Consider the following 23,704-nt stretch of genomic DNA (forward strand, 5'->3'; position numbering starts at 1 on the left):
GGGTGATCGTTGCTTCCATCGACTCGGGTTTCGGGCTGCTGCCGACGGCAGCGTGGTTGCGACGCCTGCGTCCCGACCTCGATCTGATGTTGTCGATGGATCCCGCAGGCGCACCATGGGGTCCGAAGCCGTCCGATTGGGTGATCGAGCGTGTGGTCACGACGGCGCGGCGGGCAGTTGAGCGGGGCGCGGAGGTCGTGGTGTTGCCGTGCAACACGGCGTCGGTCACCGCTCTCGAGCATGTCCGCGCCGATCTCGGGGCCGGTGTGCCCGTTGTGGGCACGGTTCCCGCGATCAAACCGGCAGCTGCCGCGTGTGAATCGGTCGCGATCTGGGCGACTGCGGCGACCACCGCGAGCCGGTACCAGGCAGATCTGATCGCACAGTTCGCGAACGGCAGCGAGGTCGTCGGGGTCGCGTGCCACGGTCTCGCCGATGCGATCGATCGCGGCGACCGCGCCGGCGCATCCGCTGCGATCGCGTCGGCCGTCGAGCGCACACCCGACGATGTCCAGGGCGTCGTCCTCGGGTGCACGCACTATCCGCTGGTCGCGGACACGATTGCCGCGCAGTTTCCGGCGGGGGTGCGTCTGTTCGACAGCGCCGAAGCGGTCGCGCAGCAGACGCTCCGACGCATCGACGCACTCGGCCGTGAATCGACGGGATCGGGGCGGGTTGAGGTGTTCCTCAGCGGCGAGCGCGGGACCCTTCCGGCCGGCGCCCGCGCCTTCGCGGCCGGTCGTGAGTTGCTCGGGCCGGCGCCGAACCCGATCGGTTGACTCGTGTTCCGTGCCCGATGCCTCGTCACGTCCACGCGGGGGCCAGCATCCTCGGCAACGGTGTCATCCCCGACATGCCTGCCGCGATCAGCCGTGCAATGTTCTGCAGTTCCTCGTGGGCCCGCGGTAGTCCGTCGCGTCCGAACAGGCGGTCGGTCGTGGCGGCGGAGAGCATCGCCGACACCCATGTCGTTGCCGCAGTGCGCACGGCGCTGACGGACACGGGCACCGGTGAACTCGCCTGGAGCACGCGCATCGTCGTGTCGTGGAGGTGCGCGCGGAGGGTCCGCACGTGGGTGCGTACGTCGGTGTGTGTTTCTGCCTCCCGCCAGATGATCACACGCAGTACCGACGAATCGTGGTGTCCGAGGTTCAGCGCTGTGTCCAGGTTGATCAGGCTTGTTGCGGGGTCGCCCGGCGCGACGAGGGAGATGACGTCGGAGATCGGTTCGGTGGGGAGTCGTTCGGCGATCAACGCGTCGAGGATCGCCTCCTTGGTGGGGAAGTAGTAGAAGATCAGGCCCTTCGGCACGTGCGCTGCCGTCGCGATGGCAGTGGTGGCGGTCGAGTCGAATCCTTGCTCCGCGAACAGTGCCTCGGCTGCATCGAGGATGCGGGTGCGCGCAGCCTGCGCTGTGCTGCGAATTCCGTCACGGCGGTTGCCGCTCGAGGGACCGGGGTGTCTGCTCACTGATCACCTCCGAGTAGGAGAATGCCGGTGAAGTCGGCCGGGACGGCTCGGCCTCACCGGCGGGACGGTGATCGGATCAGTGATGTGTTGCCAGGCCGCCTCCGTGCATGCGGGTGTTCATGACGGGCAGTGCCGCGACGGCGACTACCACGCTCAGTACGCCGACGATCCACGCGGTCCACGATGCGCCGCTGAAGGCGGTGTAGCTCATGACCCACGGCGAGATGAACAGCAGTGCGCCGAAGAGGCCCATCGCGTAGTCGATCCCGGCCATCGTGGGGCGCGCGATCTGCGCGATGCCGCACAGGGCGACGAGCACGCCGAGGACGATGAGCGACCACATTGCGTTGGTGTTGGTGTCCAACCAGAGCGGAGACAGGGCGGCGAAGACGCCCAGGACGACGGCTACGTAATCCTGAAGCCGGCTGTCGGAGAACATGGTGAGCCTCCTTCGGTGATGGTTCGTGAGAATGTGTCCCCTCTACTCGGTATAGGCCTGATCGACCGGTCGGTCAATGTCGAGGAGAGTTGCTAAGTGATAAATCTTTCTGCAGGTGGAGTGACCTTTTCGATGTTGATCGTGACGTAGGCGAAATATTTCCTCCGCGGAGGATGTTCCAGAAGCAGCAGCGCCGCGTGGCGGCGCTGCTGCTTGTGTTCGTAGCTTTGGTTCTTATTCGCTGTTTCCCTGTTGGAGGTTCGATGGTCTCGCCCGCCCCATCCGCTACCGGGTCCCGTGTGTTCGGATTCGCGGTCATGGGGGTGGGGGCGTTCACCCTCACCGGATCGTCGTCGGTGCCGTCGCCTCTGTATCCCGTCTACCAGGAGATGTGGGGATTCTCGGCGGCGGTGCTCACCGTGGTCTTCGCGATCTACGTCGTTTCTCTCCTCGCGACGCTGCTCACCGTCGGTGCGTTGTCCGACCGCATCGGTCGTCGTCCGATCATCGGGGCAGCGATGGTGATTCTCGCGATCTCGATGGTCGTGTTCATCTTCGCCGACAATGTCGGGTGGTTGATCGCGGCGCGCATCATCCAAGGGTTGGCGGTGGGCACTGCCACGGGAGCAGTCGCCGCGGGGATGATCGATCTGCAACCCAACCCTCGGGTCGGTCCGCTGATCAACAGCATCGCGCCGTCGTTGGGGCTCGGGCTGGGCGCGGCGGGTGCCGGTCTGCTGGTTCAGTTCGCGCCGTTCCCGACGGTGTTGAGCTATGCGCTCATCGCGGTCCTCGCGATCGGAATCGTCATCGCTCTCCTGTTCGTGCCGGAGAATTCGCAGCCCACAGGGTTCTCCTCTCGGGGAGACGCACTGCGTGCACTGAAACCGAGCGTGGCGTTGCCCCCGGACGTGCGTGCGCAGTTCTTCTTGGTATTGCCGTGCTTGATGTCGGCATGGGCGCTCGGCGGCCTGTACATGTCGTTGGGGACGTCGATCGTCGATGTGGTGTTCGGCATCGACGATCGGCTTGTTGCCGGGCTCGCCGTCGCGACCATGTTCACGTCGGGTTCGGTCGCGGCAGTGGTCATGCGTCGCTTCGCCGAACTTCGCGTCGTGGTGACGGGCGTGGTCCTGCTCGCGACCGGTGTGGTCGTGGTGGCGGGTGCGCTGCTGTCCGGCGTGGTGGTGCTGTATTTCGTGGGCACGGCAATCGCCGGGTTCGGCTGGGGATCGACGTTCTTGGGTGCCATGGGCATCGTCGCCGGGCTGGGCCGCCCCAACCAACGCGCACAGGTCTTCGCGACCACATTTGTTGTCTGCTACATCGCGTTCTCGGTTCCAGCGATCGGAGCAGGCGTGGCCACAGGACGGTTCGGCCTCACTGCCACAGCGGTCGGTTACAGCGCGATCGTCGCGACGCTCGCGCTCGCGTCCGGGGTCGCGCTGGTGCTACGTCGCCCGAAGCCGGCGCCGGTGCGTCTCGAGGAGGTCACGCCGGTGCCGGAGCGGCAGGCAGACTGACGGCCGTCAGAACTCGATCTTGAGTGTGTCCGTGACCGGACGTGCCTGACAACCCAGGATGTAGCCTGCCTCGATGTCCTCGGGATCGAGGACATCGCAGTGTTCCATCTCGACCTTGCCTTCGAGGACAGTGCACGCGCACGAGCCGCACTCACCCTCCTGGCACGAGTACGGCACGTCGATGCCCTTGGCCAGCATGATGTCGACGAGCGTCTGCTTGCGCGGCCACGACAGGGTGTGGACCTCGCCGTCGAGTTCGACCTCGACGGTTGCGGCGTCGGCCGCCTCGTCGTCGCTGATTTCGACCGGTTCGTGGTCGGCGAACGGATCGCCGGCGAGCGAATTGAACACCTCGGCATGCACGCTGGTGCGCGGCATTCCGGCATCGTGTAGTGCCTGGTGCACCGCGTCCATGAACGGGCCGGGGCCGCACATGAAGGCTTCACGGTCGGCGAACGGGGCTGCGACGGTGGCGAGTTGCGTGGCTGTGGGCAGGCCCTGCACCGACTCGAGCCAATGGACGATCGTGAGCCGGTCGGCGTGCTTCTCGCCGAGCGCACGGAGTTCCTCGGCGAAGATGACCGACTTCTCGTCGCGGTTGGCGTAGACGAGCGTGACCTTGCCGGACCCCTGCGTGAGCGCGGACTTGAGGATCGACATGACCGGGGTGATGCCACTGCCGGCTGCGAAGAGCAGGAAGTCGTGGTCGAAGGACTTCGGCGTGAAGACCCCGGACGGGGGGAGGACCTCGAGGCTGTCGCCGGCGGAGATCCGGTCGCACAACCAGTTGGAGCCGTACCCGTCGGCGGTGCGCTTGATCGTCACCTTCGGGGCGTCATCGCTGAACGGTGAGCTCGCCAGCGAGTAGCAGCGCGCGACCGAGCCGGTGCGGTCGCTCGGGATGCGCAGTGTCAGGAACTGGCCGGGCCTGTACTCGAACTTGTCGCGCAGATCCTCGGGCACGGCGAAGACGATCGAGCGGCTGTCGGACGTCTCCTCGATAACGGCAGACACGGTGAGAATCACCGAGCGCGATCCGTGCGGCACCTCGACAGTCGTCATCGGCATGTCACCTCTCGTGCAAGCGTGGGGCCGCGGTGTGCTGCTCACCACAATTTCTAGAACGTGTTCTAGTATTGAGAATACCAGCCGGAAGGCGGCACCGACACGCTACCGGGAGTGGGGCCGGGATGCGTTGCCCACCCGTTCGGTCCTGGCCTGCCTGTCCGATCGGACGGTCCTGTCGCCGCGACCGGACGGTTTCCGTGCGCAGCTCTTCTCTCGGTGAGCTCCCTGGCCGATCGTTGGTCGGGCATGAGGCGTACATCACACCCGCCGATCATCCCCGCCGATAATCGAGGAGAATCACGATGGCAATCGAGCTCAACCAGATCTGGGACTTTCCCATCAAGGAGTTCCACCCCTTCCCGCGCGCTCTCATGGGAGTCGGTGCCCACGACATCATCGGTGTCGAGGCCAAGAATCTCGGGTTCAAGCGCACCCTTCTCATGACCACCGGCCTGCGCGGTTCCGGGATCATCGAAGAACTCATCGGCAAGATCGAGTACCAGGGTGTCGAGGTCGTCCTCTACGACAAGGTCGAGTCCAATCCCAAGGACTACAACGTCATGGAAGCGGCGGCGCTGTACCAGAAGGAGAAGTGCGACTCGATCATCTCCATCGGCGGCGGTTCGAGCCACGACGCTGCGAAGGGCGCGCGCGTCGTCATCGCGCACGACGGCCGCAACATCAATGAGTTCGAGGGCTTCGCGAAGTCCACCAACAAGGAGAACCCGCCCCACATCGCGGTGTCCACCACGGCAGGCACCGGCTCGGAAACCTCCTGGGCGTACGTCATCACCGACACCTCCGACATGGATCACCCCCACAAGTGGGTCGGCTTCGACGAGGCGACGATCGTCACCCTGGCCATCGACGATCCGCTGCTCTACTACACCTGCCCGCAACACTTCACGGCGTACTGCGGGTTCGACGTCCTTGCTCACGGTTCCGAGCCCTATGTCTCACGCCTGGACTTCGCACCGTCGCTCGGTAACGCCCTGTACTCGATTGAACTCGTCGCGAAGAACCTGCGGGAGGCGGTGTACGAGCCCCGCAATCTCAAGGCGCGTGAGGGCATGATGAATGCCCAGTACATCGCCGCACAGGCGTTCAACTCCGGTGGCCTCGGCATCGTGCACTCCATCTCGCACGCGACGTCGGCGTTCTTCGACAGCCACCACGGTCTCAACAACGCGATCGCGCTTCCCCGGGTGTGGGAGTACAACCTGCCGTCGCGGTACGAGAGCTACGCGCGCATTGCGACGGCGATGGGTGTCGATACCCGCAACATGACGACCGTGCAGGCTGCCGATGCTGCAGTCGAGGCCGCGATCCGGCTAGCGCAGGACGTCGGGATTCCCGACAACTTCGGCCAGGTCCGCACCGACTCGTACGACAAGAACCGGATGAACACCGGCAAGTACGCCGGCCGTGGCGAGACGATCCCGGGCGACGAGAAGACCGTGCGGGCGATCTCGGAGCACATCCAAGGCGACTGGTGCACCCCGGGCAACCCCCGTGAGGTCACAGTCGAGTCGATGATCCCCGTCGTCGATCACTGCATCAATCGGTCGTACTGACCCGACCAGACCCCGCGCCCGGGGGCGGTTCGCCCCCTGCCCGCTCCCGGGCGCGATCCCGAGCACCGCCCGATCCCGGGCCCGAGCCCGCACGCACCGGAGGACCCATGACCACCTTCTCCAACGGCGCCGAACTGCAGGACGCACTGCGTCGGCACGACTACATCGCCGACGACGAATTCGCGACCGTCGTTCACCTCGCCACCGCGCTCGAGCGACCGCTGCTGCTCGAAGGTCCGGCCGGTGTGGGTAAGACGGAGCTCGCCAAGGCGCTCGCAGCGGTAGGAGGTCGCAGGCTCGTTCGGCTCCAGTGCTACGAGGGTCTCGACGACAGTCGCGCGCTGTACGAGTGGGATTACGCCAAACAGTTGCTGCACGTGCAGATGCTCCGCGACCGTATCGGCGAACTTCTCGGCCAGTACCCCGACGTTGCCGACGCGTCCCGATTCCTCGCCGAACAGGATTTCGGCCTCTACTCCGAGGCGTTCCTCTCGGTCCGTCCGCTGCTCGATGCCGTGCTGTCGCCGGAGCCGGTGGTGCTTCTCGTCGACGAGGTGGACCGCACCGAGGAGTCCATGGAGGCGTTGCTGCTCGAGGTTCTCGCCGAGCGTCAGGTCACGATTCCCGAGGTCGGTACGTTCACCGCCCGTTCGATGCCGTGGGTGATCCTCACATCCAACGACACCCGAGAGCTGTCCCCGGCGCTCAAGCGCCGCTGTCTGCATTATCACGTGGGTTACCCCACCCTCGAGCGCGAACGTGAGATCGTGACCGCCCGCGCACCCGAGGTGTCCTCGGGTACTGCGGGGCAAGTCGTTGAACTGGCCCGCACACTGCGCGATCTGCCATTGCGGAAAAGCCCGTCCATCTCCGAGGTGATCGATGCGGCTCGTGCCGCATCGGTGATGGAAGGCGTTGCACCCGAGTCGAATCCGGTCATCGATATGCGCGACGTACTGTTGTCGACGTTGCTCAAATACACCGGTGATGTGGACCTCGTCAAGAATCGCCTCGACGGTTCCGCTTCCGTACCGGTACCCGCTGCGGCGACGGTGCCCGCGGAACGTGTGACCGTGGCGTCGAATCCTGCGAACACCACCACTGCGGTGTTCCGGGGTCGTGGTGGTGGCGGTCGCGCCGCGGCCGCCAGTGGTGCGCGGCGGTGACCGCGTCATGCATGTGAGTGCCCCTGAGCGGCGGCGTGCGGGATATCCGCTGGACGTGGTGTCTGCGGTGTTCGGTCTGCTGTTGCGTAAGCACGGTGTCGCGGCTTCACCCGCCGAAACCATCGAAGTGCGGAGGGTGCTCGGCATTGTGGGCGCCCGTGATCGCGTGGCGCTGCGGTCCTGCCTGCGCGCGGCGTGCGCGAAGTACCCGCACGAACGTGCCGGCTTCGAGCGTGCTTTCGACGAGCTGTTCGGTGCGGTGGACGCGGCAAAGGCCGACGCCCACGACCCGTTGCGTGCCCAGTTCGCCGACTCCCTTCCCACGGCCCTCGAGATCGACGACGATCCGAGTATCGCCCGTTACGCCGAATACAACGAGCGTGCTGCAGAAGTCGGCGACCACTTCGATACTCCAGAGGCCGAGAAGGGCTTCAATCCGCACAAGGACGACGACGATGTGTCGATGACGTCGTCCGATGCCGAGCTGTCTGTCGACACCGGTGCGGACTCGGGCCGGCGGGGCGTGACCTACACGGTCGACGTCGAGCGGGCAGGTTCGACGACGGTCGGCGAACTGTCCGCTGATCCTGGTGCCGCGGTCGTCGGGTCGTTGTCGTGGGACGACCCGGCGACCATCCTCGCGTGGCTCGATGCATACGATCCGCACCGAATGTACGGCGGTGACGTCCTCGACGAGCCGCTCACCGAGGCGCAACTGAGCCGTCTCGTCGACGCGGTCGAGGCGTTCGTGGCGTCGCTGGCCGGCGCGAGCCCGTCCGGCACCGAGGAGATCGACGCTCCGGAATCACGTGACGCTGCGGGTGTGGATCGCGCCGAGATCGAGCTCGCGTGCCACGAAGTGTTGCGACGGATGCGCGGTCCCGCGCGGCCACGCCCTCGTGAACTGGCCCGCGGCCGGCTCGACATGCGCCGCACCGCGCGCGCCGGGATGCGCACCGACGGAGTGCCGTTCCACCTCGTCGTCCGCGCCCCGCGACCGGATCGCGTGAGGTTGCTCGTGCTCGCCGACGTGTCGCTGTCGGTCCGCCCGATCACTGCGTTCACGCTACGTCTTGCACAGGCGATGCATGGTCGCGCGCATCGCTGCCGGGTGGTCGCGTTCGTGGATCGCCCGGTGGACGTGACACAGCGCTTGCTCGCTGCCGACGGAGACGGTGCGCTCGCGGCGGTGCTCGCGCACCCCGGCGTGGATCTCGAGGCCAGCAGCGATTACGGCAGGATGTTCGACGAACTGCTCGCCGACCACGCGGGCTCGATCGACAATCGGACCTCGGTTCTGGTCGTGGGGGACGGGCGGTGCAACGGGTTGCCGGCGCGGGTCGATCAGCTCGAAGAACTGCGGCGACGGGTCCACCGCTTGGCGTGGATCACGCCTGAGCCGGAACGGTACTGGGCGCAGGCGACGTGTGCGATGCCCGACTATGCGGACGTGTGCGATCACGTGGTCGTTGCGCGTGATGGCGAACAATTGCTCTCGCACGCAGCAGAACTCGGCCACGCACTTCGGTGATCCGTGCATGGCCGAGCCTGGCTGTTCACGACGCGGACACGCGTGCCAGTACTTCTTCGAGTTGCTCGTAGCCCTGGTTCAGGCCGGTCTCCATGCCGGACGATGCCATTCCGTCGCGTGCTTCCATGCTCGGGTACACAGCGTGGCCGCTGAGCTTGCAGCGCCCGCCGCCGAGATCGGTGAAGGTGAGGAACTCGATGCTCACCACATCGGAGAAACCGTCGAATTCAAATGTCTGAACGGCGAATTCGTTCTCGCGCACGGTGTGGAAGACTCCCGTGAAGGTGTACGAACCATCGTTGTCGGTATGGGTGTACCGGTAGCTGCCGCCGGTGCGGAAATCGTAGTGGTCGATCGTCATCTCCATGCCCCGCGGGCCGAGCCACTGCGCGATGAGATCAGGGTCTTTGTGGGCGCGGAACACGTCGGCGACAGGAAAGTCGAATTCGCGCTCGTAGTCGATGAAGGGGACACCTTCGGGGACAGTGACGTTCAGGGCGTTGCTCATGACGAACCTTTCCGAGGGAGGTTCCTCGGGGAACCTCTATGGTTTCGGGTCGGCCGATTCCCCGGCCAGCACGGCGTCGAGATCGCGGAACTGCTGTTCCTTGACCAACCGGTAGCGGTCGATCCAGGCGGTCAGCATCTCCAGCCGCGCGGGATTCAGATGGACGGGACGGCGCTGGGCGTCGCGTGTGCGCGTGACGAGTCCGGCGTGTTCCAGAACCTGAATGTGCTTCGAGATCGCCTGTTTGGTGATCGCGAACGGTTCCGCGAGTTCGTTGACGGTGGCGGGCCCGCGGCTGAGCCGGGCGACGATGCGGCGGCGGACCGGGTCGGCCAGGGCAGTGAACGCCAGGTCGAGTTGGTCGTCGTTCGCGTCGTCGTACACGGTTGGGCCTCCATCTTGGCAACCTTTTGGTTTATCAACCATCCAGTTGATAAAAGGATGCGCTCGTACGCGCCTCCTGTCAAGGCCGTTCGGAGAAGTTCGAATTGCCGTGTAGTTCGAATGCCCGCGCAGCTGCGATCGCCCGGTTACCGTCGGAGGATGATCTCGGGGGCGAGAATTCGGTCGGGAATCAGGGTCGCTGCTGCAGCGGCGGTGTCGCTCGCGCTCGTCGGCGCGTGCGCGTCGGGATCCGAGGGCGAGGGGGGTGACGACACGCAGGGTGCCGCCGCGACCTGTACCGCGGCGCCCAACGGCACGCCGCTGACAAGCGCACCACCGTCGCCGGAGACCGGTGACCGCGACATCTCGACGAATCCGGAGATCGCCACCGGCTATCGCACGGGCATGACCGCGGTGACCGCCGATTCGTATGCGGTCTCGACCGCGAATCCCGTCTCCACCGAGGTGGCGTGCGCGGTCCTCCGCGATGGTGGCACCGCGGCAGACGCACTGGTGGCGGCGCAGATGGTGCTCGGACTCGTCGAACCCCAATCGTCCGGAATCGGTGGTGGCGCGTTCCTGGTGTACTACGACGCCGAATCCGGCGAGGTCCAGGCCTACGACGGTCGCGAGACGGCCCCCATGTCCGCGACCGAGAACTATCTGCGGTGGATCAGCGACACCGACCGCACGGAACCCAAGCCCGACGCGCGCGCCAGCGGCCGGTCGATCGGTGTGCCGGGCGTGCTGCGCATGCTCGAGATGGTGCACGCCGAACACGGCTCGACGGGCTGGGCGGACCTGTTCGGTCCCGCCATCGAACTCGCCGACCAGGGAGTCGTGATCAGCGATCGCATGGCCGATTCGATCGCCGACTCCGCAGCGCAGCTCGCGGTCGACGACGACGCCCGCGCGTATTTCCTGCTCCCGGACGGGAGCCCCAAACCGGCGGGGGAGACGCTCACCAACCCGGCCATGGCCAAGACCCTCGGTGCGATCGCCACGGGCGGCGCCGACGCCTTCTACACAGGCGGCATCGCGCAGGCCGTCGTCGACGCGACGGCGACCGACTCGGGTGGGCGCACGCCCGGCACGATGACCCTCGACGATCTCGCCGGATACGAGGCGAAGGTGCGCACACCCTTGTGTACCCCGTACCGCGACTACGAGATCTGTGGGATGCCGAATCCGTCGTCCGGTGGTACGGCGGTGGCCGCAACTCTCGGCATCCTCGAGAACTTCGACCTCGCCGGGTTGCCGCCCAGCGACGTCGATGCCGACGGTGGTGTACCGAACGCCGATGCCGTCCACCTGGTCTCGGAGGCCGAGCGACTCGCCTACGCGGATCGCGACAAGTACGTCGCCGATTCCGATTTCGTTCCCCTACCCGGCGGTTCGCTCGACACCCTCGTGAACCCGGAGTACCTCGCAGAACGTGCCGCCCTGATCGATCCGGGTAAGAGCATGGGTGAGGCGCAGCCCGGCGACTTCGGCCCCGTACCACTCGGCGTTCCCGCGCAGAGCACCGAACACGGAACCAGCCACATCTCGGTTGCCGACAGCTACGGCAACGTCGCATCCATGACCACCACCATCGAATCGGCATTCGGGTCGTTCCACATGACCGACGGATTCCTCTTGAACAACCAGCTGACCGACTTCTCCGCCGAGCCGGTCGACGAGGAGGGCCTGCCCGTCGCCAACCGCGTAGACCCCGGCAAACGGCCGCGCAGCTCGATGGCCCCGACTCTCGTGTTCGACCGCACGCCCGACGGCGAACGCGGCGATCTGCAGATGGTCGTCGGATCGCCCGGTGGCGCGGTGATCATCCAGTTCGTGGTCAAGACCCTCGTCAACTCGCTCGATTGGGGACTCGACCCGCAGCAGGCCATCTCCGCGGTGTCTTTCGGGGCCGCGAACACCCCGGTCACCGGGGTGGGTGGGGAACACCCCGCGATCGATGCGTCCGACGACGGCGCACACGACCCCCTGGTGCAACAGCTCCGCGACATGGGGCACGAAGTGTCCGTCGCCCCGCAATCCAGCGGGCTCAGTGCGCTCCAGCGCGACGGCGACGGCTGGATCGGCGGCGCCGATCCGCGCCGTGAGGGCGCCGTCATGGGAGACACGGGGCAGTGACCACAGCTTGCCCGGACGAGATCTGCCGCGACCGGGCCCACCCGATCGGGTAGGTCGAGCCCCCCGCCCGCCGGTCCGGTGCGCACCTGTCCTCAGCGGCATAAGCTCGAGGAATTACACGTAAGCTGGATCACAGAAATTTCGTCAGGATCGTCAGGAGTGAGCCGTGGCCGTCGTCGTGCCGGAGCCCGGGTATGCAGGGATGGGCCACCACATCGGCGAGGGGAGCCGCCCCGGGGTCGTGAAGTTCCACGCCCCCGAGATCGTGTTCGGGGAGGGGTCGCTGGTCGAGGCGGCACACGCCACGGCGCGCCTCGGTGGGGTCCGGCCGATGCTTGTCACAGACCCAGGGCTGACGGCAGCCGGCTGGGTCGACGAGTTGCGACGTCACCTCCTCGACCGGGGCCTGAGCCCCACCGTCTGGTCGGACCTGACTCCGAACCCCAAGGACTACGAGGTCACGGCAGGTCACGAGGTGTACCGGGAGGCCGGCTGCGACGTGCTCGTGGCGCTCGGCGGAGGCTCCGTGATCGACGCCGCGAAGGGTATCGCGATCCTCGCCGCGAACGGCGGCAGCATCCTCGACTACGAGGGCGTCGACCGCGCGAGCCTGCCGATCCCGCCGATGGTGATGGTGCCGTCGACGTCCGGTACCGGTGCCGACGTGTCCCAGTTCTGTGTGGTCACCGACACCGCACGCGGCAGCAAGATCACCATCATCGGGCGGTCCCTGGTGCCGGATCTCACGGTGATCGACCCGCGACTGCTCACCACCATGCCCGACGACCTCAACGCGGCAACCGGCCTCGACGCGCTGACGCACGGCGTGGAGGCATTCGTCTCCCTCGCACACAATCCCCTCACCGACCATCACGCGCTGCGGGCGATCGACATGGTCACCGGCACGCTCGTCCGCACGATCGACGACCCACTCCACATGGAGGCGCGCGCGGCGATGGCACAGGCGAGCCTGGAGGCCGGGCTGGCCTTCACCAACGCGATTCTGGGTGCCACTCATGCGATGAGCCATCAGGTAGGCGGTCTCCTCGATCAGCCTCACGGCGTCATCAACGGTGTATTGCTCCCGCATGTCATCCGATTCAACGGCGCGGCCGATCCCGACCCATACGTCACGATCGCCGCGACACTCGGACTCGACGAAGCACGTGGACCCGCAGCCGACGCGGTCGAAGCAGTGGCCGCGCGGATCGACGACCTCTCCCGCCGGGTGGGTGTGCCGCGAGGGTTGAAGCAACTCGGAGTCACCGAGAGCGACCTCCCGCGGCTCGCCGAGGGGGCACTCCGCGACGCCTGCATGTCCACCAATCCGCGCACCGCAACCCACGCGCAGATGATCGAACTGTTCCGGACGGCGCTGTGAGCGCGCCGGACCTCTCGGCACTCACCGGCCTCAGGTCGGGAAAGCCGACGTTCTATCCTCAATATCGCGGTGCGGCAGAACGTCTCGAACGGGTCGTGTACGCGCTCGAATTGGTATCCCGAGCCCTGGTCCGCACCGTCGAGGGCCCCGAGACACTGATCTGCGCCGTTGCGGAGGCTGCTCGCGCACATCTGAGTGCCCGCTGGGTGGCGTTCGCGCTCACCGACGGCACCCTGCCGGATGCGGGGCCGCGCCGACTCGTGCTCGGGCCCGACGCCACCCCGTTCCTGGTCGACAACGTCGAAGGGCCGCCGCTGCCGGACGAGGTGGTCTCCGTCCTCGCCGATATCCGCCGCGGATCGATAGAGCAGGACGCTGAGGTCGCGCCGCATCGTGCGTTCGTACCGATCGTCCTCGACGGGGGTGTGGCCGGAGCGATCGCGGCGTGGACACCCGAGCACCGCGTCCTCGACAGCACGGATCGGGCGGTGCTGTCGATCCTGGCGAGCCAGACCGCAGTCGCGCTCCAGAACTCGGCGCTGTACCAACGAGGGCAGTTGCTGCTCCACCGCGCCGAGCAGGCGTACCAGGAAGCGAATCGTTCGGCGGCGGACCTGCAAGCGCGCAACGAAGAACTCGAGGCGACGCTGCGCGAGTTGGCGCTGACCCAACGCAGGCTCGGCGCGGCGCATCGACATCAGGCGCTCGACGAGGAACGCCACCGTATCGCACGCGAACTCCATGACAGCGTCACCCAGGCCGTGTTGTCCGCCGGCATGCAGATAGAGGTGTGTCGCAGCGACATTCCCGCCGAGGAACGCAGTGAGCGGCTCGATCTCGCCAAGGAGTTGACCCGCCGCGCCGTCGAACAACTCCGGTCTGCCATCTACGCCCTCAACCGCACCTCCGACGCCGATCGCTCGTCGCTTCCCGAGATGCTCGAGCAACTGCGAGTCGCCCACACGCCCGCGGAACTCGACATCGCGGTACGGGTGGGCGGCACTCCCGTCGAGCTGTCCGGCGACGCCGAACACTCGCTTCTCCGCATCGCGGGTGAGGCCCTGTTCAACGTCGCCGTACACGCCAACGCGACCCGGGCGATCCTGCGCCTGACCTACAGCCCCGACTCGGTGCTGCTGTCCGTCGCCGACGACGGCGACGGCGATCCCGCACGCATGCGGCTGATGTTGAAACTGGCAGACGGCAACGACCTCGACGGCCGTCATCGCGGGCTGGCCAACATGAAGACCCGCGCACACGAACTCGGCGGCACCCTCGAGGTGCGCCGAGCCAGGATCGGCGGGGTTCGCGTCGCCGTCCGGATCCCGGTTCGCAGCCCGGCTGCACCGGCCACGACGGGAGAACTGCAATGACCTTGCCGCAACAGCAAACACAGCGTGCCCATTCCGGCACGATCCGGATCGCCCTGGTCGATGATCATGCGATCCTCCGTCAGGGATTGCGGTCGATCCTCGATCGGGAACCCGACCTCGAAGTCGTGGGGGAGGCGTCCACCGACGTGGAGGCGGTGGCGCTCGTCGAACGGATGCGTCCGGACATCGTCCTGCTCGATCTGAAGTTGTCGGCAGGATCCGATTTCGAAGGCCTCGCCCTGTGCGGGCAGCTGTCCGCATCCCACCCCGGGATCGGTCTGCTCGTCCTCACCACCTTCCTCGACGAGCAGATCGTCGTCCGTGCGGTGCATGCAGGTGCGCGCGGCTACGTCGTCAAGGACGTCGACACCACCGAACTCGTTCGTGCCATTCGCGCGGTGTCGCGTGGGGAGAGCGCATTCGATTCGCGCAGTGCGGCGGCGGTGGTGCGGTCCCTCAACGGGCAGGGCGTCTCGGCCGAACAACTCACGGGGCGTGAACTCGAGGTGCTGCAACTGCTCGCGGGTGGTCTGTCGAACGCGAAGATCGGTGAGCAGCTGTATATTTCGGCGACCACCGTGAAGTTCCACGTCAGCAACATCATGCGCAAGCTCGGAGTCAGCCGGCGTGCGGAGGCAGTGTATGCGGCGAGCAAGCAGGGCCTGATCTGACCTCGTCAGAGTGAGGGCAGCTGCTCCTCGAAGTTCTTGCCCCACTCGTCGAGCCAGGCGACCGCGATGTCGAGTGTCCGCCCGAGGTCGGTCAAATCGTATTCCACCCGCGGCGGCACCTCGGCGAAGACGGTGCGCGAGACGATACCGTCGGTTTCGAGGTCGCGGAGTTGCCGGGTGAGGACCCGCGGACTGACGGGTCCGACGAGCCGTCCGAGTTCCCCGAAACGACGTGGTCCGTCGAGCAGATGCTTGACGATCGTCAGCTTCCACGCCCCGCCGAGGACCGCGACCGCCACCTCGACCGGACATACCTGCAGCGCAGTTTCCACCGCTTTCCTGTGCACGGGACCTCCAATGCTTACGTTTCTGTCACTATCGGACATGAATGTGCATACTTCACAACAGGGCTGGAGCATCAGACTATGGGAGTATGACGTCGAAAGAAAGCGTGCTGTGGGTGCACGCGCATCCCGATCGAACCTCGTTGAATCACGCCCTGTTCCGGTCCGGTACGGATCGATTGCGGTGCGTCGGCCATGATGTGATGATTTCGGATCTGTATGCGCAGAACTGGAATCCGGTACTCTCCGGCGCAGATTTCGTCGATCCGGTGGGCGACACCTTGTCGGCGCAGCAGAAGCATGCCACCGCAACGGGAGGGCTCGCTGCCGACATTCGTCGTGAACAGGACGCCGTGCGGGTGGCCCGGTACATCGTCGTGCAGTTCCCGCTGTGGTGGTACGGCATGCCCGCGATACTCAAAGGCTGGTTCGACCGCGTGTTCACCAACGGGTTCGCGTTCGGAGTGCACGACGAGCACGGACGCGTCGTCAAGTACGGGGACGGTGGCCTCGCGGGCAAGACACTGCTCGTCGTCGTGACCGCGGGTGACCGGGAGTCGGCGCTGGGTCCGAGAGGAATCAGCGGTTCCATCGATCACGTCCTGTGGCCGTTGCTCCACGGCACCGGCTTCTACACCGGAATGCGGGTGCTGCGACCGCATCTGATCGCGAGTGCGAACTTCATCGACGCGCAGGGTTTCGACGTGGAGGAGAAGCGGTTGCACGCCCGGCTCGACGAGCTCGACACCGCACCGGCAATCGACTTCCGGGCGCTACGTTCCGGTGACTACGACGCCGATCACGTGCTGTTGCCGCACATCCCTGCCGGCGAAGGTGGGCCGGGCATCCATGTGCGTCAGCCGGCGTCGATCACCAGCCAGCCACCGTGGTGCTCGAACACCTCGTAGGGCAGTCCTGTGCTGTGGCCCAGTGCCTCGAGCGCGGCGAGATCGAACGTCCGGATGTGCCCGTGGCACGCTGTTGCCTCGTCCTCGAACGGCACGGCAACCACGACGCGTTCACGTGCGACCCGCAGGGCCTCGCGCAGCACGGCGTCGCCTATCTCGTCGTCGACGTGTTCGAGCAGGTGGACGGCGGTGACGGTGTCGGAGTTGTTGTCGGGGACGGGCACGTGCGCGGCGTCGCACACGATCGTCTCGAGTTCGATGCCGAGCTCGGGCGCGACGGCGTCGAGCAGGCGCATGGTTCCGGGCAGAATGTCGGTGGCCGTCACGCGCGTACCGGCGCGGGCAAGGCGGAGCGGGAGGAAACCGAAGCACGACCCGAGGTCGAGCACGTGGCCCCGGACGAGTTCTTCGGCCTTGTCGTGGATCGGGGCGAAATCGGCTGTGCCGTCGAGTAGTTCGCCCAGCGAATTGCGGTAGTAGGTGACCCACGCATCGAGGGCGCCGGGGATGGTGGAGCGGACGAGCCCGACCATGGTCAGTTCGAACTCGTCCTGTCCGAACGCGGCGTCCTGTACCGACGCGGTGACTTCGGCGACGAGTCGTTCGCTGAGCTGGTCCGCGGTGAGTGAGTGCGTCACGTGCAACCGGTCGTCGCCGCGGTGCAGAGTGAGATCGCCGGACGGAACGTGCTCGACCGTGACGTGGTCGTGCGTCCAGCGTCCGGGAGGGCAGGGGGCGAGGGAATCGAGCACGGTCATGACAGGCCAACCTCGGTGGGGTGTGGAGCGACAGTGAGACCACTGTAGTCGAGTCCTGCTGTGAGGGGACGCATTCCGGTGGCGAGTAGCTCTCGGAGATTCGCCGCGGGGTCGTCGAGCCACGCCTCGTAGGAGGCGAGAGCCACGCCGAGGAGCAGGTATCCGTACGTGCGTGGCAGGTGGTCGTCCGGAGACGCGCCGGTGCGACGCGCGGTGAACTCGGCGACGACGCGGCGCCACCCTTCGTACATCACCGACGAGTACCCCTGGAGTGCCGGCGTGCGCAGGATCAGGCTCATCCGTGCGCGATGGCGATCGGCTTCCGAATCCGGGAAGGTGTTGAAGTCGAGTATTGCGGTGGTGAGTGCTTCGGTCAGCGGGACGTCGTCGGGGATCGCTGCGAGGAGATCCCGCATGTGGTCGAGGTGTGCATCGAAATCGCCCCAGGCCAGAGCGTTCTTCGAGGGGAAGTAGCGGAAGAAGGTCCGCCGCGCGATGCCCGCCTCCTCGGCGATGTCGTCGACGCTGGTCTCGTCGAAGCCGGCCTTCTGGAACAGCTCGATGCCGATTGCGGACAGGCTCTCCTTCGTGGTGGACGGGCGTCGCCCTACCCGAGCGGACGGTTTTCGTCGGCTTCGCATCGTTGTTTCCCTCCTTGCGTGACATTCTGCACTCAATGCCATTAGAGTGGTGAATCGGGTCACAGCGCAAGTGTCTTGTGACACCGGCTCCACCCCTGGAGCGTGAACGAACCCGAGGAGGAAGCATGTCCGATCGTGACAACGCGGTGATCGAGTCCGACCTGATCGAGGAATCCCTCGTCGAAGAGGTGTCCATCGACGGTATGTGCGGCGTGTACTGACATGACCGCGCCTGGAGCCACCGACGTGTCCCCCGAGAAAATGAGCACCGATGCGTTCGATCCGGGTGCCACCTGGCGGCTCCATCCGCAGGTAGCGCTTCGCCCCGAACCTTTCGGGGCGTTGCTCTACCACTTCGGCACCCGCAAGTTGTCGTTCCTGAAGAACACCGTCATCGTCGATGTCGTCAAGACTCTCGCCGACCATGACTCGGTGCGAGACGCGTTGCGCGCCCGCGGGATCGACGAGAGCGCCGAGGGGCCTTACGTGCGTGCCTTCGGCACGCTGGCCGCTTCTCACATGATCGTTCCCGCCTGACGTTCCGACCCAGCAAGGATTCGCCATGACGTCTCTGCTCGAACCGCCCGTTACCGCTGCTCCACCGAAGGTGGGTCGTCTCGTCGACCAGTTCGAGAAGGGCCTCGATGCCCCGATCTGCCTGACCTGGGAACTGACCTACGCCTGCAACCTGTCGTGCGTGCACTGCCTGTCGTCGTCGGGTAAGCGCGATCCGCGCGAACTGAGCACCGAACAATGCAAGTCGATCATCGACGAACTGCAGCGCATGCAGGTGTTCTACGTCAACATCGGGGGTGGCGAACCCACCGTGCGCTCCGATTTCTGGGAGCTCGTCGACTACGCCACTGCACACCAGGTGGGCGTGAAGTTCTCCACCAACGGCGTCAAGATCGACAAGAAGGTGGCCGCGCGACTGGCCGCGTCCGACTACGTCGACGTGCAGATCTCCCTCGACGGCGCGACCGCCGAGGTCAACGACGCGGTGCGCGGTCCGGGGTCGTTCGCGATGGCCGTGCGAGCCCTCGAGAACCTCTCCGAGGCAGGTTTCCGCGACGCGAAGATCTCCGTGGTCGTCACCCGCCAGAACGTCGATCAGCTCGACGAGTTCAAAGCCCTCGCCGATCAATACGGTGCGACACTGCGGATCACGCGTCTGCGTCCGTCGGGTCGTGCGGTCGACGTGTGGGACGACCTCCACCCCACCCATGAACAGCAGCGGCAGCTCTACGACTGGCTTGTCGCGCACGGTGAGGGAGTGCTCACCGGCGACTCGTTCTTCCACCTGTCGGCCTTCGGCGGCTCCGACGGTGGGGGTGGCCTGCCCGGGCTGAACCTGTGCGGTGCGGGTCGTGTGGTGTGCCTGATCGACCCGGTCGGCGACGTGTATGCCTGCCCGTTCGCGATCCACGACAACTTCCTCGCCGGAAACATCCTCACCGACGGTGGTTTCTCGCAGGTCTGGAAGACCTCCGAGCTGTTCCGTTCACTGCGTGAGCCGCAGTCGGCCGGCGCGTGCGCGTCGTGCAACTTCTACGATTCGTGCCGCGGCGGCTGCATGGCCGCGAAGTTCTTCACGGGTCTGCCCATGGACGGACCGGACCCCGAATGTGTTCAGGGATACGGACAGTCGGCCCTCGAAGGGGACCGCACCGTGCCGCAGTCGAGCGTCGACCACTCACGTACCGGTAAGCGCGCCGAGCGTCGCACCCCGGCAGCGCCGGTGCCCCTGACCCTGCTCACCAAACCCCCAGCCAAGTTCTGCGACGAGAATCCGCTCGCAGGCCTGTAGATCCCGAGGAGACCACTTCAGATGGCCAAGCCTTCCTGGCTGAAGAACCCGTGGGCCCAGGACCCGTGGTTCGAAACGGTCGCGATCGCGCAGGAGCGCGCCCGCAAACGACTGCCCAAGTCCGTCTACGGCGCATTGGTCGCCGGGTCGGAAGCCGGTCTCACGGTGGACGACAACACGGCCGCGTTCCGCGAACTCGGCTTCGCTCCGCACGTTGCCGGGTTGTCCGACAAACGTGAGATGGGCACCCACCTCCTGGGGCAGGACGTGTCGCTGCCCGTGATGATCTCCCCGACCGGTGTGCAGGCCGTGCACCCCGACGGTGAGGTCGCGGTGGCGCGGGCCGCTGCTGCCCGCGGTGTCGCGATGGGGCTGAGCTCCTTCGCGAGCAAATCCATCGAGGACGTCGCCGCGGTCAACGACAAGACGTTCTTCCAGATGTACTGGGTGGGCAGCCGCGAGGTGCTCGTCCAGCGTATGGAGCGTGCCCGTGCAGCCGGGGCAAAGGGCCTGATCATGACCCTCGACTGGTCGTTCTCCAACGGACGTGACTGGGGCAGCCCTGCGATCCCCGAGAAGATGGACCTCGGCGCGATGGTCAAGTTCGGCCCCGAGGGCGTCCTCCGTCCCAAGTGGCTGCTCGAGTGGGCCAAGACGGGCGCTGTTCCCGACCTGACCACCCCGAACCTCACGCTCCCAGGCGGGGACGCACCGACGTTCTTCGGGGCGTACGGCCAGTGGATGACCACGCCACTGCCCACGTGGGAGGACGTCGCCTGGCTGCGTGAGCAGTGGGGTGACGCCCCGTTCGTGCTCAAGGGCGTGATGCGGGTCGACGACGCCAAGCGCGCCGTCGATGCCGGAGTCACCGCCATCTCGGTGTCCAACCACGGCGGCAACAACCTCGACGGCACCCCGGCGCCGATCCGTGCACTGCCTGCCGTCGCCGAGGCAGTGGGTAAGGACGTCGAGGTGCTGCTCGACGGCGGCATCCGCCGCGGCAGCGATGTCGTCAAGGCACTCGCATTGGGTGCCAAGGGTGTCCTCATCGGACGCGCCTACCTGTGGGGCCTCGCCGCGAACGGACAGGCGGGTGTGGAGAACGTCCTCGACATCCTCAGCGGGGGAATCGGTTCTGCACTGATGGGTCTCGGGAAGAACTCCATCCACGAGCTCACTCCGGACGACGTGTTCGTCCCCGAGGGATTCCGCCGGGACCTCGGAGTCTGACGACCGACCTCGGACCGACGCAGATGAGCCGCGCGCTCACCGATCAGATCACCCTCGCCGGGCGCACTGCTCCGGCGAGGGTGATCTTCGGTCCGCACGAGACCAATCTCGCTGAAGGACGGTTGTTCTCGGGCAGACACGTCGCGTACTACGAGCGGCGGGCGCGCGGTGGTGCCGGCATCGTCGTCACCGAGGTCGCGTCGGTCCACCGCCTCGATCACCCCTACGAACGCGCGCCACTCGCAGAGACCAACGGCGACGGATGGGCGCGGATCGTCGCAGCGTGCCGACCTCACGGAACTCTCGTTCTCGCAGGCCTCGGGCATTGCGGCCTGCAAGGGTCGAGCGCCTGGTCGCAGTCGGCCCTCCAGGCGCCGTCCCGCGTACCCGATCCGTCGACCCGTGAACTTCCCGCCGAGATGACCGGTGCGGACATCGATGCCGTCATCGAGGGATTCCGGCGTGCCGCGGCGATCGCCGTCGCGGCGGATGCCGACGGTGTCGAACTCGATGCCGGCCCCACCGCGCTACTGCGCCAGTTCCTGTCCGGGCTCACCAACCACCGCGTGGATGAATACGGTGCCGATCGACTGCTCCTGCTGCGCGAGGTGCTGACCGCTGTTCGCGAGGAGCTCGGGACGAAACGAATAGTGGCACTGCGCCTCTCGTGCGACGAGAACGCTCCCTGGGCGGGCATCACTCCGGATGCTGCAGCCGTGTGGGCCCGCGATCTCGCCCCGCATCTCGACCTGCTCACCGTCGTGCGCGGCGGCCTGTACACACCGGAGACCTATCGGCCCGGCGCACACACCCCCGAAACGTTCAACGACGAGCTGTGCCGCGGGATCAGCGAGGCTGTCGACGGCGCGGTGCCAGTGGTCCTCCAAGGCAGTGTCGTCGACCCCGCTCGTGCGGCGCGCGCTCTCGACGGGACCTGCGACATGGTCGAGATGACGCGCGCTCAGATAGCCGATCCCGACCTCGTGCGATCGATCCGAGACGGGCGAGAGCCGAGACCGTGCGTGCGATGCAACCAGGCGTGTCTCGTCCGGGATTTCCGCAACCCGATCGTCGGATGCATCGGGAACGCCGAGGCTGGCCACGAAACGAGACCGCCGGTGCGGCCTACGAGGGCCACCCGAGACGTGATGGTCGTCGGTGGGGGGCCGGCAGGTCTCGAAGCTGCGCGCGTGCTCGCCGAACGCGGGCACCGTGTCGTGGTGATCGAACGGGAGGAACGTGTCGGGGGCATGCTGCACCTGATCTCGGTCGGACAAGGGCGTGCCGACTTCGCCGCACTCGGTGGCTGGCTCGAGAGCCGGTGTCGTGCACTCGACGTCGAGATCCGGACCGGCAGCGAGACCGTCGACACCGACATCGAGTCGGCAGTCGCAGCCGGTATCGCAGTGGTGCTGGCGACCGGTGGAGAGCCCCGGTCTCCGGGGTTTCCGGTCGTGGATGAGAGTCGGTATGTCACGGCGACCGAGGCGTTGACGCACCCCGACCTGCCGTCGGGCCCGGTAGTTGTCTGGGATCCGGCGGGCGGCCCGATCGCCGTCGCGGTGGCCGAGCATCTCGCCGAGCGCGGCGCGGAGGTGCACTATGCGACAGCCGACTCGATCGCCGGTTCACGGCTGGCGCCGACCGGCGACCTGGTCGCGGCAAACACGAGGATGGCGCGGGCCGATATCACCCGGCACCTCGGTGCCACGGTGTGTGCGGTCGACAACGAGGGCGTTCATCTCACACACCTCACAACGAAGGAGTCCTTGTCGGTGGTGGGCGCGACGGTCGTCGACTGCACGCCGCTACGTCCGGGCACGGCACGGCCGGGAGAGGGAGTGGCTCGAATCGGTGACTGTGTTGCGCCGCGAAGCGTCCGCTCAGCGGTCGAAGCGGGATACGCACTGGGAAGCACGCTGTAATCTGAGGAAACTGAAACAAGTTCTACTCGACGATCGAAGGGAACGGCTGCAATGGGCGAATTCGACGGCAAGGTCGTCTTCATCACCGGCATCGCGCGCGGACAGGGCCGAAACCATGCCCTGCGGTTCGCACGTGAAGGCGCATCGATCATCGGTATCGACATCGCGAAGCCGGTCACGGAGTACGCCACCTACGAGCAGGCGACCGAGGACGACTTCCATGAGACGGTACGGTCGGTCGAAGAAGCCGGTGGCAAGATCGTGGCCCGCATCGGGGACGTCCGCGACAGCGCCGCGTTGAAGGCCGTCGTCGACGAGGGCGTGGCGCAGTTCGGCAGGCTCGACGTCGTCGTCGCCAATGCCGGCATCTGCACATGGAGCCGCTTCTGGGAGATGCCCGACGACCAGTTCGAAGAGCTCATCGACATCAATCTCACGGGCGTGTTCAAGACCCTCAAGGCTGCGGCACCCGCGATGATCGAGGCGGGCAACGGCGGTTCCGTCATCGTCGTCAGCTCGGTTGCAGGACTCAAGGCGATGCCCGGCCAGATCAACTATGCGGCAGCAAAATTCGGACTCGTCGGGCTCACGCAGGCTGCGGCCAAAGAACTCGGCGAGTTCAACATCCGCGTGAACTCCATCCACCCGTACGGTGTGAACACTCCCATGGGTACCGACGTCGCCGTCCTTAAGCTGTTCGAGAAGTACCCGTCGTGGGGTCCGAACTTCGTCCCGATCCTCACCGAGAAGCCCATCGCCGATCCCGACGACATCTCCGACTCGGTGCTCTTCCTCGCAAGCGACCGCGCGAAGACCATCACCGGAAGCCAGATGGCGCTCGACCAGGGTAATTCGAAGGTCTGA

24 protein-coding genes are annotated in these 23,704 nt (G+C 66.3%); 16 read left to right on the forward strand and 8 right to left on the reverse strand.

Translation table 11 applies throughout. From position 1 onward, the window contains the following. Positions 1 to 2 precede the first annotated feature (2 nt). On the forward strand, positions 3 to 779 hold the full coding sequence (locus ACZ46K_RS13700; RefSeq protein ID WP_464748734.1) for a glutamate racemase: 777 nt from the start codon (positions 3 to 5) through the stop codon (positions 777 to 779). Positions 780 to 804: 25 nt separating this feature from the next. Here ACZ46K_RS13700 and ACZ46K_RS13705 read toward each other — a convergent pair whose 3' ends face one another. Together ACZ46K_RS13705 and ACZ46K_RS13710 are read right to left on the reverse strand one after the other, a co-directional pair. Further along, positions 805 to 1,470: a TetR/AcrR family transcriptional regulator gene (locus tag ACZ46K_RS13705; protein ID WP_464748736.1), complete on the reverse strand. Its 666-nt coding sequence runs from the start codon at positions 1,468 to 1,470 to the stop codon at positions 805 to 807. A 76-nt stretch (positions 1,471 to 1,546) separates the two neighbouring features. Next, the gene (locus ACZ46K_RS13710) at positions 1,547 to 1,909 is read right to left on the reverse strand and encodes an SPW repeat domain-containing protein (RefSeq protein ID WP_054807365.1); all 363 of its coding nucleotides are present in this window, start codon (positions 1,907 to 1,909) and stop codon (positions 1,547 to 1,549) included. Between the two features lie 263 nt (positions 1,910 to 2,172). Here ACZ46K_RS13710 and ACZ46K_RS13715 point away from each other — a divergent pair, with 263 nt between their 5' ends. Beyond that, positions 2,173 to 3,432, forward strand: a complete 1,260-nt coding sequence (locus tag ACZ46K_RS13715) for an MFS transporter (RefSeq protein ID WP_054807366.1) — start codon at positions 2,173 to 2,175, stop codon at positions 3,430 to 3,432. 6 nt (positions 3,433 to 3,438) lie between these two features. Here the strand turns inward: ACZ46K_RS13715 and ACZ46K_RS13720 are convergent, their stop codons facing one another. Continuing rightward, complete coding sequence (locus ACZ46K_RS13720; protein WP_054810644.1) at positions 3,439 to 4,494, reverse strand: 2Fe-2S iron-sulfur cluster-binding protein; 1,056 nt, start codon at positions 4,492 to 4,494, stop codon at positions 3,439 to 3,441. Between the two features lie 308 nt (positions 4,495 to 4,802). Here ACZ46K_RS13720 and mdo point away from each other — a divergent pair, with 308 nt between their 5' ends. The 3 genes from mdo (at position 4,803) to madC (ending at position 8,771) form a co-directional block, all read left to right on the forward strand. Continuing rightward, positions 4,803 to 6,074, forward strand: a complete 1,272-nt coding sequence (gene mdo / locus ACZ46K_RS13725; protein WP_464748738.1) for an NDMA-dependent methanol dehydrogenase — start codon at positions 4,803 to 4,805, stop codon at positions 6,072 to 6,074. Between the two features lie 107 nt (positions 6,075 to 6,181). Continuing rightward, the gene (locus tag ACZ46K_RS13730; RefSeq protein WP_054807958.1) at positions 6,182 to 7,240 is read left to right on the forward strand and encodes a MadB family AAA-type ATPase; all 1,059 of its coding nucleotides are present in this window, start codon (positions 6,182 to 6,184) and stop codon (positions 7,238 to 7,240) included. 7 nt (positions 7,241 to 7,247) lie between these two features. Next, positions 7,248 to 8,771: a MadC family VWA domain-containing protein gene (madC, locus tag ACZ46K_RS13735; RefSeq protein WP_132471696.1), complete on the forward strand. Its 1,524-nt coding sequence runs from the start codon at positions 7,248 to 7,250 to the stop codon at positions 8,769 to 8,771. 25 nt (positions 8,772 to 8,796) lie between these two features. Here the strand turns inward: madC and ACZ46K_RS13740 are convergent, their stop codons facing one another. Both ACZ46K_RS13740 and ACZ46K_RS13745 read right to left on the reverse strand, forming a co-directional pair. Then, positions 8,797 to 9,279, reverse strand: coding sequence for an SRPBCC family protein (locus tag ACZ46K_RS13740; protein WP_054720601.1), 483 nt, complete (start codon positions 9,277 to 9,279; stop codon positions 8,797 to 8,799). 36 nt (positions 9,280 to 9,315) lie between these two features. Further along, complete coding sequence (locus ACZ46K_RS13745) at positions 9,316 to 9,705, reverse strand: winged helix-turn-helix domain-containing protein (RefSeq protein WP_054720602.1); 390 nt, start codon at positions 9,703 to 9,705, stop codon at positions 9,316 to 9,318. 117 nt (positions 9,706 to 9,822) lie between these two features. Between ACZ46K_RS13745 and ggt the strand changes: the two genes are divergently transcribed. The 4 genes from ggt (at position 9,823) to ACZ46K_RS13765 (ending at position 15,227) form a co-directional block, all read left to right on the forward strand. Continuing rightward, positions 9,823 to 11,802, forward strand: coding sequence for a gamma-glutamyltransferase (gene ggt / locus ACZ46K_RS13750; protein ID WP_464748740.1), 1,980 nt, complete (start codon positions 9,823 to 9,825; stop codon positions 11,800 to 11,802). 202 nt (positions 11,803 to 12,004) lie between these two features. After that, entirely contained in the window at positions 12,005 to 13,183 is a 1,179-nt protein-coding gene (locus tag ACZ46K_RS13755; protein ID WP_054806658.1) for an iron-containing alcohol dehydrogenase, read from the forward strand. Further along, complete coding sequence (locus ACZ46K_RS13760; RefSeq protein WP_132471692.1) at positions 13,180 to 14,556, forward strand: MadS family sensor histidine kinase; 1,377 nt, start codon at positions 13,180 to 13,182, stop codon at positions 14,554 to 14,556. The genes ACZ46K_RS13755 and ACZ46K_RS13760 overlap by 4 nt, the downstream gene beginning before the upstream one ends. Further along, the gene (locus ACZ46K_RS13765) at positions 14,553 to 15,227 is read left to right on the forward strand and encodes a MadR family response regulator transcription factor (protein ID WP_054714637.1); all 675 of its coding nucleotides are present in this window, start codon (positions 14,553 to 14,555) and stop codon (positions 15,225 to 15,227) included. Before ACZ46K_RS13760 ends, ACZ46K_RS13765 begins: the two co-directional genes overlap by 4 nt. Positions 15,228 to 15,232: 5 nt before the next feature. On the opposite strand, the gene ACZ46K_RS13770 is transcribed toward ACZ46K_RS13765, so the two are convergent. Beyond that, on the reverse strand, positions 15,233 to 15,559 hold the full coding sequence (locus tag ACZ46K_RS13770; protein ID WP_464748742.1) for a winged helix-turn-helix transcriptional regulator: 327 nt from the start codon (positions 15,557 to 15,559) through the stop codon (positions 15,233 to 15,235). 101 nt (positions 15,560 to 15,660) lie between these two features. On the opposite strand from ACZ46K_RS13770, the gene ACZ46K_RS13775 reads away from it, so the two are divergent. After that, positions 15,661 to 16,479 (forward strand): NAD(P)H-dependent oxidoreductase, encoded by an 819-nt coding sequence (locus ACZ46K_RS13775; RefSeq protein WP_054806653.1) that lies wholly within the window; start codon positions 15,661 to 15,663, stop codon positions 16,477 to 16,479. On the opposite strand, the gene mftM is transcribed toward ACZ46K_RS13775, so the two are convergent. Both mftM and mftR read right to left on the reverse strand, forming a co-directional pair. Continuing rightward, positions 16,428 to 17,237 carry a mycofactocin oligosaccharide methyltransferase MftM gene (mftM, locus tag ACZ46K_RS13780; protein WP_464748744.1) on the reverse strand — a complete coding sequence of 270 codons (810 nt, stop codon included), beginning with the start codon at positions 17,235 to 17,237 and terminating at the stop codon, positions 16,428 to 16,430. The genes ACZ46K_RS13775 and mftM overlap by 52 nt on opposite strands. Then, positions 17,234 to 17,878 (reverse strand): mycofactocin system transcriptional regulator, encoded by a 645-nt coding sequence (gene mftR, locus ACZ46K_RS13785; protein WP_054806654.1) that lies wholly within the window; start codon positions 17,876 to 17,878, stop codon positions 17,234 to 17,236. The genes mftM and mftR overlap by 4 nt, the downstream gene beginning before the upstream one ends. A 125-nt stretch (positions 17,879 to 18,003) precedes the next feature. Here mftR and mftA point away from each other — a divergent pair, with 125 nt between their 5' ends. The 6 genes from mftA to ACZ46K_RS13815 are packed head-to-tail and all read left to right on the forward strand — an operon-like array spanning position 18,004 to position 23,704. Further along, positions 18,004 to 18,099, forward strand: a complete 96-nt coding sequence (gene mftA, locus ACZ46K_RS13790) for a mycofactocin precursor MftA (protein WP_006553546.1) — start codon at positions 18,004 to 18,006, stop codon at positions 18,097 to 18,099. A 1-nt stretch (position 18,100) separates the two neighbouring features. After that, the gene (gene mftB, locus ACZ46K_RS13795) at positions 18,101 to 18,415 is read left to right on the forward strand and encodes a mycofactocin biosynthesis chaperone MftB (RefSeq protein WP_054714643.1); all 315 of its coding nucleotides are present in this window, start codon (positions 18,101 to 18,103) and stop codon (positions 18,413 to 18,415) included. 25 nt (positions 18,416 to 18,440) lie between these two features. Next, positions 18,441 to 19,685 (forward strand): mycofactocin radical SAM maturase, encoded by a 1,245-nt coding sequence (mftC, locus tag ACZ46K_RS13800; protein ID WP_054714646.1) that lies wholly within the window; start codon positions 18,441 to 18,443, stop codon positions 19,683 to 19,685. 21 nt (positions 19,686 to 19,706) lie between these two features. After that, a complete protein-coding gene (gene mftD, locus ACZ46K_RS13805; protein WP_464748746.1) occupies positions 19,707 to 20,915 on the forward strand; it encodes a pre-mycofactocin synthase MftD in 1,209 nt (402 codons plus the stop codon). A gap of 23 nt (positions 20,916 to 20,938) precedes the next feature. Next, the gene (locus ACZ46K_RS13810; RefSeq protein ID WP_464748748.1) at positions 20,939 to 22,840 is read left to right on the forward strand and encodes a mycofactocin system FadH/OYE family oxidoreductase 1; all 1,902 of its coding nucleotides are present in this window, start codon (positions 20,939 to 20,941) and stop codon (positions 22,838 to 22,840) included. 51 nt (positions 22,841 to 22,891) lie between these two features. Further along, entirely contained in the window at positions 22,892 to 23,704 is an 813-nt protein-coding gene (locus ACZ46K_RS13815) for a mycofactocin-coupled SDR family oxidoreductase (RefSeq protein ID WP_464748750.1), read from the forward strand.

This window comes from Rhodococcus sp. JCM 9793 (genome assembly GCF_055380405.1).

What these genes read in the sequence shown, in the direction of transcription:
- ACZ46K_RS13740 (WP_054720601.1), bottom strand. Translation starts at nt 9,279, where the DNA reads ATGAGCAACGCCCTGAACGTCACTGTCCCCGAAGGTGTCCCCTTCATC.
- madC (WP_132471696.1), top strand. Translation starts at nt 7,248, where the DNA reads ATGCATGTGAGTGCCCCTGAGCGGCGGCGTGCGGGATATCCGCTGGAC.
- ACZ46K_RS13815 (WP_464748750.1), top strand. Translation starts at nt 22,892, where the DNA reads ATGGGCGAATTCGACGGCAAGGTCGTCTTCATCACCGGCATCGCGCGC.
- mftR (WP_054806654.1), bottom strand. Translation starts at nt 17,878, where the DNA reads ATGCGAAGCCGACGAAAACCGTCCGCTCGGGTAGGGCGACGCCCGTCC.
- ACZ46K_RS13720 (WP_054810644.1), bottom strand. Translation starts at nt 4,494, where the DNA reads ATGACGACTGTCGAGGTGCCGCACGGATCGCGCTCGGTGATTCTCACC.
- ACZ46K_RS13755 (WP_054806658.1), top strand. Translation starts at nt 12,005, where the DNA reads ATGGGCCACCACATCGGCGAGGGGAGCCGCCCCGGGGTCGTGAAGTTC.
- ACZ46K_RS13715 (WP_054807366.1), top strand. Translation starts at nt 2,173, where the DNA reads ATGGTCTCGCCCGCCCCATCCGCTACCGGGTCCCGTGTGTTCGGATTC.
- ACZ46K_RS13710 (WP_054807365.1), bottom strand. Translation starts at nt 1,909, where the DNA reads ATGTTCTCCGACAGCCGGCTTCAGGATTACGTAGCCGTCGTCCTGGGC.
- ACZ46K_RS13775 (WP_054806653.1), top strand. Translation starts at nt 15,661, where the DNA reads ATGACGTCGAAAGAAAGCGTGCTGTGGGTGCACGCGCATCCCGATCGA.
- mftB (WP_054714643.1), top strand. Translation starts at nt 18,101, where the DNA reads ATGACCGCGCCTGGAGCCACCGACGTGTCCCCCGAGAAAATGAGCACC.
- mftM (WP_464748744.1), bottom strand. Translation starts at nt 17,237, where the DNA reads ATGACCGTGCTCGATTCCCTCGCCCCCTGCCCTCCCGGACGCTGGACG.
- mftC (WP_054714646.1), top strand. Translation starts at nt 18,441, where the DNA reads ATGACGTCTCTGCTCGAACCGCCCGTTACCGCTGCTCCACCGAAGGTG.
- mftA (WP_006553546.1), top strand. Translation starts at nt 18,004, where the DNA reads ATGTCCGATCGTGACAACGCGGTGATCGAGTCCGACCTGATCGAGGAA.
- ACZ46K_RS13810 (WP_464748748.1), top strand. Translation starts at nt 20,939, where the DNA reads ATGAGCCGCGCGCTCACCGATCAGATCACCCTCGCCGGGCGCACTGCT.
- mdo (WP_464748738.1), top strand. Translation starts at nt 4,803, where the DNA reads ATGGCAATCGAGCTCAACCAGATCTGGGACTTTCCCATCAAGGAGTTC.
- ACZ46K_RS13765 (WP_054714637.1), top strand. Translation starts at nt 14,553, where the DNA reads ATGACCTTGCCGCAACAGCAAACACAGCGTGCCCATTCCGGCACGATC.
- ACZ46K_RS13745 (WP_054720602.1), bottom strand. Translation starts at nt 9,705, where the DNA reads ATGGTTGATAAACCAAAAGGTTGCCAAGATGGAGGCCCAACCGTGTAC.
- ACZ46K_RS13730 (WP_054807958.1), top strand. Translation starts at nt 6,182, where the DNA reads ATGACCACCTTCTCCAACGGCGCCGAACTGCAGGACGCACTGCGTCGG.
- mftD (WP_464748746.1), top strand. Translation starts at nt 19,707, where the DNA reads ATGGCCAAGCCTTCCTGGCTGAAGAACCCGTGGGCCCAGGACCCGTGG.
- ggt (WP_464748740.1), top strand. Translation starts at nt 9,823, where the DNA reads ATGATCTCGGGGGCGAGAATTCGGTCGGGAATCAGGGTCGCTGCTGCA.